This window comes from Achromobacter sp. FW305-C-13, from assembly GCF_058783475.1.
In genome coordinates, this window is record NZ_JBYSYN010000001.1 from 2,042,085 (window position 1) to 2,056,457 (window position 14,373).

At 65.7% G+C, this 14,373-nt stretch carries 16 protein-coding genes; 14 read left to right on the forward strand and 2 right to left on the reverse strand.

The window, feature by feature from the left end; all coding sequences use genetic code 11:
• Nucleotides 1-31 precede the first annotated feature (31 nt).
• A complete protein-coding gene (locus AC3WMU_RS09180; RefSeq protein ID WP_492282207.1) occupies nucleotides 32-769 on the reverse strand; it encodes an IclR family transcriptional regulator in 738 nt (245 codons plus the stop codon).
• Between the two features lie 142 nt (nucleotides 770-911).
• Between AC3WMU_RS09180 and AC3WMU_RS09185 the strand changes: the two genes are divergently transcribed.
• The 7 genes from AC3WMU_RS09185 to AC3WMU_RS09215 all read left to right on the forward strand — a co-directional run bounded on the left by AC3WMU_RS09185 (nucleotide 912) and on the right by AC3WMU_RS09215 (nucleotide 6,115).
• Nucleotides 912-1,289: a flagellar protein FlaG gene (locus tag AC3WMU_RS09185; protein ID WP_035212609.1), complete on the forward strand. Its 378-nt coding sequence runs from the start codon at nucleotides 912-914 to the stop codon at nucleotides 1,287-1,289.
• Nucleotides 1,290-1,433: 144 nt separating this feature from the next.
• A complete protein-coding gene (fliD, locus tag AC3WMU_RS09190; RefSeq protein ID WP_315131114.1) occupies nucleotides 1,434-2,810 on the forward strand; it encodes a flagellar filament capping protein FliD in 1,377 nt (458 codons plus the stop codon).
• An 18-nt stretch (nucleotides 2,811-2,828) separates the two neighbouring features.
• On the forward strand, nucleotides 2,829-3,257 hold the full coding sequence (gene fliS, locus AC3WMU_RS09195) for a flagellar export chaperone FliS (protein WP_315131117.1): 429 nt from the start codon (nucleotides 2,829-2,831) through the stop codon (nucleotides 3,255-3,257).
• A gap of 49 nt (nucleotides 3,258-3,306) precedes the next feature.
• Nucleotides 3,307-3,660: a flagellar protein FliT gene (locus AC3WMU_RS09200; protein ID WP_315131119.1), complete on the forward strand. Its 354-nt coding sequence runs from the start codon at nucleotides 3,307-3,309 to the stop codon at nucleotides 3,658-3,660.
• Nucleotides 3,657-4,970, forward strand: a complete 1,314-nt coding sequence (gene fliK / locus AC3WMU_RS09205; protein WP_006223461.1) for a flagellar hook-length control protein FliK — start codon at nucleotides 3,657-3,659, stop codon at nucleotides 4,968-4,970. Before AC3WMU_RS09200 ends, fliK begins: the two co-directional genes overlap by 4 nt.
• On the forward strand, nucleotides 4,970-5,287 hold the full coding sequence (locus AC3WMU_RS09210; protein ID WP_492282208.1) for an EscU/YscU/HrcU family type III secretion system export apparatus switch protein: 318 nt from the start codon (nucleotides 4,970-4,972) through the stop codon (nucleotides 5,285-5,287). The genes fliK and AC3WMU_RS09210 overlap by 1 nt, the downstream gene beginning before the upstream one ends.
• A gap of 27 nt (nucleotides 5,288-5,314) precedes the next feature.
• Complete coding sequence (locus AC3WMU_RS09215) at nucleotides 5,315-6,115, forward strand: flagellar brake protein (protein WP_006223463.1); 801 nt, start codon at nucleotides 5,315-5,317, stop codon at nucleotides 6,113-6,115.
• 48 nt (nucleotides 6,116-6,163) lie between these two features.
• On the opposite strand, the gene fliE is transcribed toward AC3WMU_RS09215, so the two are convergent.
• Nucleotides 6,164-6,496 (reverse strand): flagellar hook-basal body complex protein FliE, encoded by a 333-nt coding sequence (fliE, locus tag AC3WMU_RS09220; RefSeq protein WP_006223464.1) that lies wholly within the window; start codon nucleotides 6,494-6,496, stop codon nucleotides 6,164-6,166.
• A gap of 331 nt (nucleotides 6,497-6,827) precedes the next feature.
• Between fliE and fliF the strand changes: the two genes are divergently transcribed.
• From fliF to fliL, 7 genes are all read left to right on the forward strand, one after another.
• Complete coding sequence (fliF, locus tag AC3WMU_RS09225; RefSeq protein ID WP_006223465.1) at nucleotides 6,828-8,492, forward strand: flagellar basal-body MS-ring/collar protein FliF; 1,665 nt, start codon at nucleotides 6,828-6,830, stop codon at nucleotides 8,490-8,492.
• The gene (fliG, locus tag AC3WMU_RS09230) at nucleotides 8,482-9,492 is read left to right on the forward strand and encodes a flagellar motor switch protein FliG (RefSeq protein WP_035212612.1); all 1,011 of its coding nucleotides are present in this window, start codon (nucleotides 8,482-8,484) and stop codon (nucleotides 9,490-9,492) included. The genes fliF and fliG overlap by 11 nt, the downstream gene beginning before the upstream one ends.
• The gene (fliH, locus tag AC3WMU_RS09235; RefSeq protein ID WP_006223467.1) at nucleotides 9,485-10,228 is read left to right on the forward strand and encodes a flagellar assembly protein FliH; all 744 of its coding nucleotides are present in this window, start codon (nucleotides 9,485-9,487) and stop codon (nucleotides 10,226-10,228) included. Before fliG ends, fliH begins: the two co-directional genes overlap by 8 nt.
• A gap of 44 nt (nucleotides 10,229-10,272) precedes the next feature.
• Nucleotides 10,273-11,739: a flagellar protein export ATPase FliI gene (gene fliI / locus AC3WMU_RS09240; RefSeq protein WP_035212694.1), complete on the forward strand. Its 1,467-nt coding sequence runs from the start codon at nucleotides 10,273-10,275 to the stop codon at nucleotides 11,737-11,739.
• Entirely contained in the window at nucleotides 11,732-12,181 is a 450-nt protein-coding gene (fliJ, locus tag AC3WMU_RS09245; RefSeq protein ID WP_006223469.1) for a flagellar export protein FliJ, read from the forward strand. Before fliI ends, fliJ begins: the two co-directional genes overlap by 8 nt.
• A 24-nt stretch (nucleotides 12,182-12,205) precedes the next feature.
• On the forward strand, nucleotides 12,206-13,582 hold the full coding sequence (locus tag AC3WMU_RS09250; protein ID WP_280028558.1) for a flagellar hook-length control protein FliK: 1,377 nt from the start codon (nucleotides 12,206-12,208) through the stop codon (nucleotides 13,580-13,582).
• A gap of 170 nt (nucleotides 13,583-13,752) precedes the next feature.
• Nucleotides 13,753-14,373, forward strand: coding sequence for a flagellar basal body-associated protein FliL (fliL, locus tag AC3WMU_RS09255; protein ID WP_006224613.1), 621 nt, complete (start codon nucleotides 13,753-13,755; stop codon nucleotides 14,371-14,373).

The window sequence follows — 14,373 nt, forward strand, 5'->3', positions numbered from 1 at the left end:
TCTGTGCCGCGCCGCCTGGCGCGGCGGCGCCTCAGGCCTGCTGTTCCAGCCCGGTGCAGGCCGCCCGCAGGATCCGCGCATAGGCTTCCTGCTGCGGCTCGATCCGGTAGATCGGGCCGCCCACCGAGATCGCATAGTGCTCGCCCGACAGGGTGACCGGCCAGGCGATCGCGCCCACGTCCGCGATGGATTCTCCGCTGTTCATGAACCAGCCCCGCTGACGCGACCGCTGGATATCGTCCTGCAGCGCTTGCGGGGTGACAAGCGTGCGCTCGTTATAGCGGGTCATTGCCATGCCCGCCAGCATCATCTCGCGCGCGGGTTCGTCCATCAGCGACATCAACGCCTTGCCCAACGAGTTGGCATGAACGTCTTTGAACTCACCCGCAACGGGCGCATATCGGATGGTATGTGGGGAATCCAGCACATCCAGGTAGACCACGCGTCCGTCCTTCGTCAGCTTGGCAAACACCACGGTCTCGCGCGTGGCGTCCCTTAATTCGACGAGGCTGGGGTAGACCCGGTCCAGAACGGGGTCGGCCCGGGCAATGCGCTGGGCCATCGCCAATAGGCGGCCCGTGGGGTAGTAGCCCTGGCGCCGCCCGGTTTCGTACAGGTAGCCCAGGCCGGTCAGGGTGCGGATCAGCGCCAGGCAACTGGAAACCGGAACGTCCAGCAGCCGGGCCAGCTCCGACAAGGGCAGCGCGCGTTTTTCGCGGGCAAAGGTTTCGATGATTTCGATAACTCGCAGCGCCGTCTTGACACTCATTGCCCGATCCGAACTATTTAGCACGTGAAACATCTGCCTCGCCGAGGGCTAAAGTTCCCTGCGGGCATGCCGTTATGGTAGCTGAGAATTCCCTGAAAACAGCGCGTTCCTCCGAGACGCCCACATCGCCGCTGGAGTGATCATGGCCGTAACCCCCTTAGCACCCGCTACGTACGCACCTGCTGCGATGACGCAGGCGCACGTCGTGGCCGAACCGGCCGTGAGCGTCACGCCCGCCGCCGCAACGACCAATAGCGGCGCTTCCGACAGCGCCACGTCGGACCAATCAGACTCGCAGAAGCTGCCCTTGGACAAGGCGCTGGACGAAATCAACGATCAGATGAAGGCCTGGTCCACGCAACTTCAGTTTGAGATCGATCCCAACGTACATCAGGTCGTCGTGTCGGTGGTGGATGCGGAAACCGGTGACGTACTTCGCACCATCCCCAGCGAAACGGTGCTGAAAATCGCCAAAATGATCGTGAACATGCAAGGCAATGGCATCAAAACCACAGCTTGATACGCCCCTTAAAACGGCGTTTATCGCTTATTTTGGCGCCAATCTGTGAGAGAAGCACCGAATTAGGCCCGCCTTATGCCCTTACCCGGCCAATCGCCGGCACCGTATTTTTGACAGAATCGCTTCGCAAGAAAGGAATTTCACATGGCTTCCATCACTAACCTCGGCTCGACCACCGGTTTGCCCCTGGAAAAGATCCTGACGGATCTTCAGGCCGCCGAGGACAAAAAGCTGAGTCTGTTCACCAATCGCCAAGCCAGTTACGAGGCTCGCGTGAGTGCGTACGGCCAAGTGCAGAGCGCCGTGGAGGCCTTGCAGAAGGCTGCCGCCGCCCTCGGCAAATCGTCGACGCTGGATGCCGTGAAACCCAATGTGGTCGGCGACGGCCTGACCGCGACCATCGGTGAAGATGGTGCGACGGTGGGCGAATATGCTATCAACGTGAAGAAGCTGGCGACCGCCCAGACCCTGCAATCGGGTGTCGTGGCCGACCGGACCGCCACCAACGGCGCGACCGGTTCGTTCGAAATCGAATTGACCGATGGCACCAAGCGCACGATCGACGTGTCGGGCGATACGTCGCTGAACGGTATCGCGAAGGCCATCAACGCAGATGACAAGGCGGGTGTGCGCGCCACCATCATCACCGACGGCGATGGCGCAAGCTATCTGATGCTGAGCGCCAAGGACACCGGCGAACAGGCTTCGGTGAAGACCATCACGGTGACCGGCAGCCAGTCGCTCCAGGACATCCTGAGCTACAACAACAGCCCGACCGACAAGCTGGTGCAACAGACCGCCGCCACGGATGCGGAAGTCGAAATCAACGGCATTACCGTCAAGAGCAGCAGCAACAACATTTCGACGGCGATCGACGGCGTCACACTGAATCTGACGGCCAAGACCGAACCCGGCAAGACCGTCACCCTGAAGCTGCAAAGCGATACGTCGGTGGCCAGCAAGGCAGTGCAGGATTTCGTTGCCGCCTACAACTCGCTGCAATCGACGATCACGAAGTACACCGCCTTTGACGTTACCGCACAGACGAACCAGGCCTTGACGGGCGACGGCACGGCGCGCGGCATCCAGTCGGCGATGTCGAACGCCCTGCAAGTGGTCACCCAGGAAGGCAGCATGCGTTCGCTGGGCGATCTGGGCATTACGACCGACCCCAAGACCGGCGTGTTGAAGCTGGATCAGACCAAACTCGACAAGGCGTTGACTTCCAACCCGGCCGACGTCAAACGCATCATGACCTCGGCCGACGGCCTTGCCGCCAAGTTCGACAATGCCTCCAAGGCGATTCTTGGCAGCAACGGTTCGATCCAGATCCGCAAGGACGGCCTGAACGAGTCGATCAAGGACGTGAAGGACCAACTGGCGCGTGCCACCGCTTCCAGCGTCGCCTCCATGGCCGCCATGCGCGCCCAGTTCGTTGCGCTGGACAAGTTCGTGTCGCAGCAGACGGTGACCGCCAACTACCTGACCCAACAGTTCGCGGCATTAGCCAAATCCAAGTAATTTATAGAAGATGCATTAATGACTTACGCCGCTCGCCGTCCCACTGGCTCGCATTCTGTCCGCTCCTACGCCGATATCGGCCTGGAAACGCAGATCTTGGGCGCCAGCCCGGAACGGCTGATTTCCCTGCTGTACCTTGGCGCCCGCGCAGCGATCGGGCAGGCCCGCATTCACATGCAGGAAGCCAGGGTGACGGAGCGCGGCGCGGCCATTTCCAAGGCGATCAAGATCGTCGACGAGGGCCTGAAGACCGGACTGAACATGGAGGCAGGCGGCGAGATCGCTGAGAATCTCGCCCGCCTCTACGATTACATCGTCCGTACGCTTTTGATGGCGAATCTCAAGGCAGACCCCGAGCAGCTTGAAATTGCCGACCGCCTGTTGGCGGATCTGGCCGAGGCTTGGCAGACTTCCATCGACCGCCCTGTCGGCGGCACGCAGCCTTGATGGCACGGCGCAAACGAACCCAGCCCGCCAGCAAACGCCCGAGATTTCCATGACGTCCCTTACCCAGCCCACCACTCCCATCCTGGAACGCTACCAGGAAATCGCCTTCATCACGGGCGAAATGCTTGCAGCCGCCCAAGCCGGCGACTGGGATGCCGCGATGGTCCATGGGCAACAATATTGCGAGCAGGTCGAGCGCCTGCGCATGACTGAACGCACGGTTCCGCTGGATGACGCCGCGCGCGCCATGAAATATGACTTGCTTGTGCGCATCCTGGAGAACGACGCGCTGACGCGCGACCTCGCGCTGCCGCAACTGGCCCGACTGGGCGAACTGCTGGGACGCATGAAGCGCCAGCAGACGCTGCTGTCGGCCTACGGTAACCAGGCGCCTGAAGAATGAGCGTAGGTCCCGCCGCACTCGGCAACGTCCTGGTGCAGCGGTTGGACGCCGTGCTTGGCACGACGATGTCCGCCGCTACCGCCAATCAGGTCTCCGGCGCACGGCCGGACGCGGTCAGCCAGCCCGGAGGCTTGGATAAGCCTGGCTCGTCGGATGGCTCCACCCGCGATTCCCGGCAAGGCATACAGACTGGCGGCGCCCGAGGCGACCGCCAGAATACTGTTGTCGACGCCAAGACCGCCGCCGCCCTGGCGCTGGCTGCCCGTGGACTCGTCACCAGCAGCGACACTACTGCGTCGGCCCCGACCACGCTGGGCACAACCGCCCGGACGATTCTTGCCTTGCTGGCCCAGTATCCCGAGGCCGCGCCTGCCGTGCAGGGGCGCGCCCCGCTTTGGAACGCCAACGGCGCGCCGGGCCAAACCGCTGGTCAAACCCCGTCCGGACAGCAGGCCGCAGCGACTGCGGGCCAACCCACGCCTGCCGCGACGCCGGCGCCGGCCCAGCCTGCGGCCGCAGCCAGCCTCGCCACCGCCGCGGATACCGCCGCAGCTACCAAGCTTGCGCGACCCGCCGGCCCGGCGGACGCCAACGCCGCCCGCGGCGCCGATGCCGCTGCTCACGCCTCGCAGGCGGCAAGCGGCCCGTCCGCCCGTTTGCTGGGCCAGGCATTGCGCCAGGCCCTGCAAACCAGCGGCCTGTTCTACGAATCGCATCTGACGAACATGGTCTTCGGGCGACTCAGCCCGTCGTCGCTGCAGAACGAGCCCCAGGCCAAACTGAGCAAAGACGACATCCCGCAGAACACCATGACGACACGCGCCCGGCCGGAGGCCCCTGCCTCGGGACGCGCAGGCGGCGGCGCGGATGCGCCCTCCGGCGCCGGATCGTCCTCCACCTCGGCACCGGGTGCGCCGATCACCGGCATCCACCAGGACCTGACGGTGCTGGTGCGTCAGCAGCTGGACGTGCTGGCCAACCAGTCGCTGACCTGGCAAGGCGAAGCCTGGCCGGGCACCCCGATGGAATGGGAAGTAGAACGCGACCCTTACGGCGGCGATCCCGATTCGGCCACGCCCACCTGGGCTACGCGCCTGAAGCTGGATCTGCCCCGGCTTGGCCTGGTGGACGCCCGGCTGAACCTGGCCGGCGACCAGATCGTCCTGCAACTGGTTGCGCCCCTGGCGGCCGCCGAGATCAATGACTCGTCCGACCAACTGCGATCGCGTCTCCTCGCCGCAGGCCTGACCCTGAGCAACCTGGCGGTCAGCGTGACGGAACCCCGCGCCATCGACCCGAACGACCTCTGATGAGCACCACCTCCTACGCCGAGGACAACGGCCGCAACGCCAATCGCAACGCGGCAGTCGCCATTTCGTATGACGACAAGGACGGCGCTCCGCGCGTCGTCGCCAAGGGCTACGGCCAGTTGGCCGACACCATCGTCCGTGCCGCCGAAGAAAACGGCTTGTACGTGCACGAGTCCCGCGAACTCGTCGGGTTGCTCATGCAGGTGGACCTGGACGCACATATTCCCCCCCAACTGTACGTAGCAGTGGCAGAATTGCTGGCCTGGCTCTATCGCCTGGAATCGCGCGAGCTTCCCGAAGCCGCGCCACCCGCCTGACCTCACTCTCTAAGGACCACCATCGTGTTGGATGCCAGCGACCCGGAATTCCTGCTGACCCGGCCGGAAGACATGCGCTCAGCCTTGTTTGAACTGACGCACCCCGACAGCCACATCCTCGTGCGCGATGCCGCCGACCGCGAGATGGCCGTGCTTGTCCTGGGCGCGGACAAGCACACCCGCCAGTTCTTCTGGCGGCCCCGCGACTACGCGGGCGCCGACTTCGAGCAGTCCGACAGCATGGGCCTATTGAGCGGCACCACTTTCCATTTTCACGCCACTGCTTACGGCGGCGTGCAAATCAGGTTCCGCGTGCAGCGGCCAGAGGTGATTCAATTCGACGACGGCAGCGCGGCGTTGGTGTCGCCCTTTCCCGATCGGCTCGCCCGCATCCAGCGGCGCAAGATGTTTCGCGCATCGCTGGCCGGCAGCGCCAACTTGTGCCAGGCCAGCTGGCAACCGGCGCCCAAAGAAAAGCCCTACAGCTTCACAGTGCGCGACCTGTCGGTCGATGGCGTGGGCCTGCGGGTCGGACTGGCAGTGCCAGTGCTGCCCGAGCGCGGCACGGTGATGGAAGCCGTGCACCTGGACTTCGGTGAATTGGGCAAGCTCAGCGCCGATCTGGAAGTGCGCAACGTCTACCCGATTTCGGGCCAGCCGATGATCCAGCCGGGAACACCAGAAGACGAGGCGCCCAGGCACGTGTCGCTGACCGGCGAACCGCCGATGAGCCACGTGGGCGCCGTATTCCTGAATCTGGATGCGCGCCAGGAGAACTGGCTGCAGAAAGTGGTGTGGCGCCTTGAGAAAGGCGCGCAGCGCGACTGATACGCCCGAGGGGGCAGCAAGGAAAGCCCCCCGTTTCTTTCCTTGGCCTTAAACGGCCATAGAGGAAATTTCCTTGTAGGCGGCAACCAGCTTGTTGCGCACCTGCACAGCCGTCTGAAAGCCGATACTGGCTTTCTGCATATCGATGATCACATCATTGAGCGAAATGTCGGGCGCGCCCATTTCGAAGGCCTTCGCCTGGGCGGACGATGCGTTCTGCGCCGCGGTCACGCGGCGGATCGAGCGCTGCAGCTCGGCAGCGAAGCCGTCGGGCTGGCCGACCATTTCACCGGCGGCGAGATTGCCGGTTTCCGCCTTGCTCACGACGGAGCGCATCTGCTGGAGCATGCTTTCGATGCCGGACAAGCCTGATACAGCCATTACCTGATTCCTTGCTGGTGGGGCATGACGCCAATGTTGTGCAGAGCGTAACGCCGATCGCGCGCGCCCATAGCCGATAAAAACCGCCAAAAACCCCGACATTTCCTCGAATGCCGCCAGCTAGGCGCACACCCATGGCCGCGGCTTTCGCCTTGCCGTCGACATAGAGGATAAGTAACGCCAAAAACCGGCTGTTTTCATCGATTGGGATTGTCGTACCAACGGCAATAATCCAGGCTCTCCCCAGACCAGAAGCACGTTGCATGTGTAATCTGCCCTACCCAGACATGAAGTCCTTTTCCCTGCTCCGCGTAGCCAGCGGGAGCCATCGATGAATCAGCAGGCCACTCTGAGTTCGTCGCTGCTGGCGAAGTTCCCCGCCCTGGAAAAGATACGCGCGCTGCCCAAGCCTATCCTGCTTGGCGCGGCGGCCGCCGTCGTTGCGCTGGTCGTTGCTGCCGTGATGTGGGGCAGCGAACCCAAGTACAAGGTCCTGTTCTCGAACCTGGACGACCGCGATGGCGGTGCCATTGTGACGGCGCTCGGCACAATGAACGTGCCCTACCGTTACAACGAGACCGGCACTGCCTTGCTGGTTCCGGCCGACCGCGTCTACGACGCCCGGTTGCAACTGGCTTCACAAGGGCTTCCGCGTGGCGGCTCGGTCGGTTTCGAGCTGATGGACAACGCCCGCTTCGGCGCCAGCCAGTTCGCTGAGCAGATCAACTACCAGCGCGGCCTGGAAGGCGAGCTGGCTCGTTCGATCGAAGCGATGCACACCGTGCAGCACGCCCGCGTACACCTGGCCATGCCGCGCCAATCGCTGTTCGTGCGCGAACGCCAGGCGCCCACGGCGTCGGTGCTGCTGAACGTCTACCCGGGCCGCAGCCTGAGCGACGCCCAGGTATCGGCGATCTCGTGGCTGGTGGCCTCCAGCGTGCCCGAACTGACCGCTGAGAATGTATCGATCGTCGACCAGAACGGGCGCCTGCTGTCCGCGCCGCTGGGCGAAGGCCGCGGCATGGACGCTGACCAGATGCGCTTTGTGCGCGAAATGGAACAGCGCACGGTCGAACGCATCCTGACCATCCTGAATCCGCTGGTCGGCCCGGGCAACGTCCACGCCCAGGCCAGCGCCGACGTCGACTTCGCCCGCCGCGAAGAGACCTCCGAAGTCTATCGCCCGAACCAGGAACCGGGCCAGTCCGCCATCCGCAGCCAGCAGACCAGCGATTCCACCCAGCGCGGCGTGAACCCCGCCCAGGGCGTGCCCGGCGCGCTGTCGAACCAGGCCCCGGCCAACGCACAGGCCCCGATCGCCAACCCGCCCGCGCCGCAACCGCCCCGCCCGGGCCAGCCGCAACAGCCGGCCAATGCGCAGCAACAGCAGACGGGCACGCAGACGGCCACGACAAACCTGAACGAGCGCCGCGACGCCACTACCAACTATGAAGTGGACCGCACCATCAGCCACATCAAGCAGCCGGTGGGCAATCTGAAGCGCCTGTCAGTCGCCGTGGTGGTGAACTACATCCGCGACAAGGACGGCGAGCCCCAAGCCCTGCCGCCCGAAGAACTGAACAAGCTGACCAACCTGGTCCGCGAAGCCATGGGCTATTCCGAAACGCGCGGCGACTCCCTGAACCTGGTGAACAGCCAGTTCAACGATGGCCCGCCGCCGGTGCCGATGTGGCGCGACCCGGAAATGATCGCCCTGTTCAAGACCATCCTGGCTTGGCTGGTGGGTCTGGTGGTTGCTCTCTGGCTGTACCGCAAGGTTCGCCGCTCGGTCACCGAGTACCTGTATCCGCCGGTTGATCCGGAAATGGCTGAGGCCGAGCGCGTCGAAGCAGCCCGCGAGGCCCAGGACGTGGCCCGCTCGAAGGAAGTCAGCCGTTACGAAGACAACCTGGAACGCGCCCGCACGATGGCCAATAAGGATCCGCGCGCCGTCGCGATGGTTCTGCGCACCTGGATGAGCAAAGATGAAAAATGATTCCACCCCGATGGACGGCATGACGCGCAGCGCCGTCTTGATGATGTCGCTGGGCGAGGACGCGGCAGCCGAGGTCTTCAAATACCTCAGCGCCCGTGAAGTGCAGCAGGTCGGCGCCGCGATGGCCAGCCTGAAGCAGGTCACGCGCAATGACGTGGCTGTCGTGCTGGAAGAATTCCGCCAGGAAGCCGATCAGTTCATGGCCGTCACGCTGGGCTCGGACGACTACATCCGCAGCGTCCTGACCAAGGCGCTGGGCAGCGACCGCGCAGCCGGCCTGATCGAAGACATCCTGGAAGCCGGCGACGGCGGCAGCGGCATCGACGCGCTGAACTGGCTGGACCCCAACACCGTGGCCGAGCTGATCGGCGACGAACACCCGCAGATCATCGCGACCATCCTGGTCCACCTGGAGCGCGACCGCGCCGCCGGCGTGCTGGCCTTGCTGACCGATCGCCTGCGCAACGACGTCATGCTGCGCATCGCCACCTTCGGCGGCGTGCAGCCTGCGGCCTTGTCGGAACTGACCGAAGTGCTGAATTCCGTGCTGGCTGGCCAGGGCGCCAAGCGCAGCAAGATGGGCGGCGTGCGCACAGCGGCCGAGATCCTGAACATGATGAATTCCTCGGACGAGGAAACCGTCGTGGCCAGCCTGCGCGAACGCGACAACGACCTGGCACAGAAGATCATCGACGAGATGTTCGTCTTCGACAACCTGCTGGATGTCGAGGACCGGGCTATCCAGCTCATCCTGAAGGAAATCGACAACGACACGCTCATGGTCGCGCTCAAGGGTGCGCCGGAAGAGCTGCGCGCCAAGTTCCTGCGCAACATGTCCAGCCGCGCGGCCGAAATGCTGCGCGAGGACCTGGAAGCCCAGGGTCCGATCCGCATGTCGAAGGTCGAAGCCGAGCAGAAGAAGATCCTGCAGATCGCCCGCCGCCTGGCCGAAAGCGGCCAGATCGTCCTGGGCAATTCTGGAGACGACGCGTATGTCTGAAGCGGACAACGGCGCGACGACGCTCATCTCGCGCAGCGCCGCCTGGCGGCGCTGGCAGATGCTGTCGTTCGACGAGCCGGCGGCCGTCGAAGTCGAGCCGGAGCCCGAACCCGATCCGGGTCCGGATCCCGCCGTGGTGATGGCGCAGCTGCGCGCCCAGGCGATGGCCGAAGGGCGCGAGGAAGGTTACACGCACGGCCACGCGGCCGGCGTGGAAGCGGGCCAGCAAACGGGACACGATGCGGGGTTCGCCGCGGGACGCGAAGCCGGTTTCGCAGAAGGCCTGGCCCAGGCGCGCGAGCAAGGCGCGGCCGAAGCGCAGCGCCTGCACACGCTGGTCGAAGCCTGCGCCGCATCGCTGGGTTCGCTGGAAGAAAAAATGGGCCAAAGCTTGTTGACGCTTGCCCTGGACATCGCGCAGCAGGTCGTGCGCACGACGCTGGCCGAACAGCCTGAAACGGTTGCCGCCGCCGTGCGCGACGTGCTGCACATCAACCCGTCAGCCGGCGGCCAGATGCGCTTGTGGGCCAACCCCGACGACATCGAGCTGATCCGCCTGCACCTGGCGGACGAACTGAAAGAAGGCCATTGGCGCGTGCTGGCCGATGAATCCATCGCGCGCGGCGGTTGCCGCGCCGAAACGCCCTTCGGCGACATCGACGCCACGCTGCAGACGCGCTGGCGCCGGGTAGCGGCCTCGCTGGGCCGCAATGTCTCCTGGGAGGAGCCGGCGTGAACAGCCATCCGGCTCCGGCACAGCCCGGCCAGACGGCCGCGCCGCTGTCGTCCGCGCCCGCCGTTGCAGCACCTGCCGTCCCGGTCATCGACCGCTGGAAGACGCAGCTGGAGATCGGCTCGATCCGCGCCGCGTCGACCGACCCGTGGCTGGTCAGCGGCAAGATCACCCGCGCGACCGGCTTGGTGCTGCATGCCACCGGCCTGCGCCTGCCCGTCGGCGCGGCCGCCCGCATTGAAATCGCGCGTGGCCATGACCATTGGGCCGACGCCGAAGTCGTGGGTTTCGACGGCCACACGTTGTACCTGATGCCGCAGGCCGACATTTCCGGCCTGCCGCCCGGCGCGCGCGTCGTGCCCGGCGAACCGCCCGTGCAACGGCAGATCCCGCTGCCGCGCAAGGCAGAATTGAACGGCAACGCCAAGCCTCAGCTTGGCCGCCACCTGCCGGTGGGCAACGCCCTGCTGGGCCGCGTGCTGGACGGTGCGGGCCGCCCGCTGGACGGGCTGGGCCCGCTGACGGGCGCTGAACTGGCGCCACTGTCCGCCCTGCCCATCAACCCCTTGTCCCGTGCACCGATCGACACCGTGCTGGACACGGGCGTGCGCGCCATCAACGGGCTGCTGACCGTCGGGCGCGGCCAGCGCATGGGTCTCTTCGCCGGTTCCGGCGTGGGGAAATCCGTGTTGCTGGGCATGATGGCGCGCTACACCAAGGCCGACGTGATCGTCGTGGGCCTGATTGGCGAACGGGGCCGCGAAGTCAAGGAATTCATCGAGCACAACCTGGGCCCCGAAGGCCTGGCGCGCTCGGTCGTAGTGGCGGCGCCCGCCGACGTATCGGCCCTGCTGCGCCTGCAAGGCGCGGCCTACGCCACGCGCCTGGCCGAACACTTCCGCGACCAGGGCCTGGATGTGCTGCTCATCATGGACTCGCTGACCCGCTACGCCATGGCGCAACGGGAAATTGCGCTGGCCATCGGCGAACCGCCCGCCACCAAAGGCTACCCGCCGTCGGTGTTCGCCAAGCTGCCCATGCTGGTCGAACGCGCCGGAATGGGCGCGCCCGGCCCGTCGGGCAAGGCCGGATCCATCACCGCGTTCTACACCGTGCTGGCCGAAGGCGACGACCAGCAGGATCCGATCGCCGACTCGGCGCGCGCGATCCTGGACGGCCACGTGGTGCTGTCGCGCCATCTGGCTGAAGCCGGCCACTACCCCGCCATCGACATCGAGGCGTCGATTTCCCGTGCGATGACCTCGCTGATCACGCCGCAGCAGTTCGCCGTCGTGCGCCGGTTCAAGCAGAACCTGTCGCGCTACCAGCGCAACCGCGACCTGATCGCCGTCGGCGCCTACGCCGCCGGCAACGATCCGCAGCTGGACGAAGCCATCGCCCGCTACCCCCGTCTGGAGGCGTTCTTGCAGCAGGACATCGGCGAGAACGTCGGCTACGACGACGCCGTCAACCAGTTGCGCGCCAGTTTCGAGTTAAGGGACACCTATGCCTAGCCAATTGCCCTTGGACATGCTGATCAACCTGGCCAAGGAAAGCACGGACGAAGCCGCGCGCCTGTTGGGCCGGCTCAGCGCCGAGCGCACCAATGCCGAGCGCCAGTTGGGCATGCTGAACGATTACCGCCAGGATTACCTGGAGCGCCTGCAGCAGGCGATGACGACGGGAATGTCGGCCAGCGACTGCCATAACTACCAGCGCTTCATCGGCACCCTGGATGACGCGATCAGCCAGCAGCAGACCGTGCTGCGCCAGGCAGACGAGAACCTGGCCAAAGGCCGCCAGTACTGGCAGCAGGAAAAACGCAAGCTCAATTCCTACGATGCCCTGGCGCAGCGCGAAATGCGCGCGCAGGCCGTCGTGGAATCCCGCCGCGAACAGCGCGCCAACGATGAATACTCCGCCCGCCTGGTCCAGCGCCAGGCCGGCCTGCATTAAGCAATACCTCACAGGAAGCCCAAGATGACCGCTCCCCTGCCCTTGCCCACGATCGCACCCGTCGCGCAGACGTCGATCGCCGACGCGCTTGGCGCCAACAAGTCCGCGTCCGCGAACAAGAAAGGCCCGAGCTTTTCCGACGTACTGGCCCAGCAGCGTCCGAAGCCGTCCGCCGATTCGCGCCCCGCGAACAACGGCGCCAAGACGCCCGGCAAGAACACCACCGCCAACGACCCGGCCAGCAAGGCTGAAAACGCCGCTGCCGGCGCGATCGACGATGCGGTGAAGACCGCCGCCGCCGCGGAAGCCGGCGCAATGGCGGTTGCCGCCACCCAACAACCGGCCGCGCCGGTCTTGCCGCAGCAAGCGCTTGAAATCGCCGCCCAGGCGGCTGAACAAGTGCAGCTTGCCCGCGGCAACGCCGAAGCCGCCGCCGCGGCGCTGGGTTCCGGCGCGGCCGTGCTCAACGCCACGCTGAATGCCGCCAACGTCAACGCCGGCGCCGCCGCCGCGCCTGGCACGCCGGTCGCCGCAACGGCCCAACAGGCCGAAGCTGCCGCCGCGCTTGCCGCGCGCGATGCCCAGGCCGCCCTGCCGGTGGTGACCGCCGCCGTCAAGCCGGGCAGCGCCGTGGCCCCGGCTGTGGAAGCCGCGCCCGCCAACGCGAAGCCTGCGGCGAAGACCGAGTCGATTCGTCTTGCCACCGACCTTACGCTGCCGCGCGTACCGCGCGATGCCCGCGCCGAGACCGAACACACAACAACGCTGCCGGCACGCACCGAAGAAGAACTGACCGCGGCGTTGACCAGCACGGCGCAGCAATTCCAGGCCCCGCAACACGGCGCTTCGGCCCAGGATCATCTGGCCCAGGCCTTGGCCGCCGCGACCCAGCGCCAAGCCGCGCCCGTGGTGAATCAAGCCGCTGTTGCCGCACCGGCCGTGCCCGTCGTGATGCAGATCGCCACCCCCGTGGGCGGCACGCATTGGGGTACCGAACTGGGCCAGCAAGTCGTGATGATGAGCACCAACGCGCGCCAAGGCATGCAAACGGCAGAACTGCGCTTGGATCCGCCCGACCTGGGCCCCTTGCGCGTCAGCCTGAACCTGGCCGATGGCGTGGCTAGCGCCTCGTTCGTGTCGGCTCACGCGTCAGTGCGCCAGGCGATCGAAACCGCTATCCCGCAATTGCAGCAAGCGCTGGCGCAAGCCGGTATTTCATTGGGCCAGACCAGCGTCGGCGAACAGGCCGCGCAGCAGGAATTCGCGCAACAACAGGGCGGCAATGGCTCGCAACGTCAGAACGGCGGCGGATCGGTGGTTGCCGATGCGGCGGCCGGCAACGCCGCGCCCGTCGTGCCCTCGCCGCGCAATGCCAACGCCCTGGTCGACACCTTCGCGTAGCAAACAGGCGGCCCGCGGCCAGCAATGGATGCGGGCAGTGCAGCAATAGCTTGAGATACGCGGCTTTCGCCCTGTTTTTCGCCTCCAAGCCGAGGCGGGAATTGGGGCAGAATGCTTTCATCCACTAAGTATCCGTTTTCACCAGCGGCCCAATACGCATCGAAACCGAGATGGCGACTTCCAAAACCTTATCCGCGCCGTCGGGCGCGAAGACCTCCGGCGGCATCGGCCGCATCCTTCGCCCGATCCTGGCCATACTGGTCCTGCTCCTCGTCGCCGCCGCCAGCGCCGGCGCAACCTGGTTCATCACCCAACGCATGCAGCAGCCGCAAGCCGGCGCCGCGGTGCAGTTGGGCGTGGGCCAGGTCCCGGGCGGCCAGCCTGGCCAACCCGGTCAGCCGGGCCAGCCCGGCCAAGGCCCGCAGGCAGCGCCGACGACCTTCGTCGCCCCGCCTGCCGCTCCTGTCGCCGTGCCTGCGCCGATCTTCGTGCCGATCGAAGCATTCACCGTCACGTTGCAGAACGCCGACACCGAACGCATCATGCACGTGGGCCTGACCCTGCGCGTCAGCGACGAACAGACCCGCACCCGGCTTGAAAAGTACATGCCTGAAGTGCGCAGCCGCATCCTGATGGTGCTGTCCTCGCAATCGCCCACCGGCGTGCAGACGCAGCAAGGCAAGACGGATATGGCCACCGCGATCAAGCAGGCGGTCAACCGCCCCTTCTCGCCCCTGCCGGACGGCCAGTATGTCACCGACGTACTGTTCACGGCGTTCGTGGTGCAATAA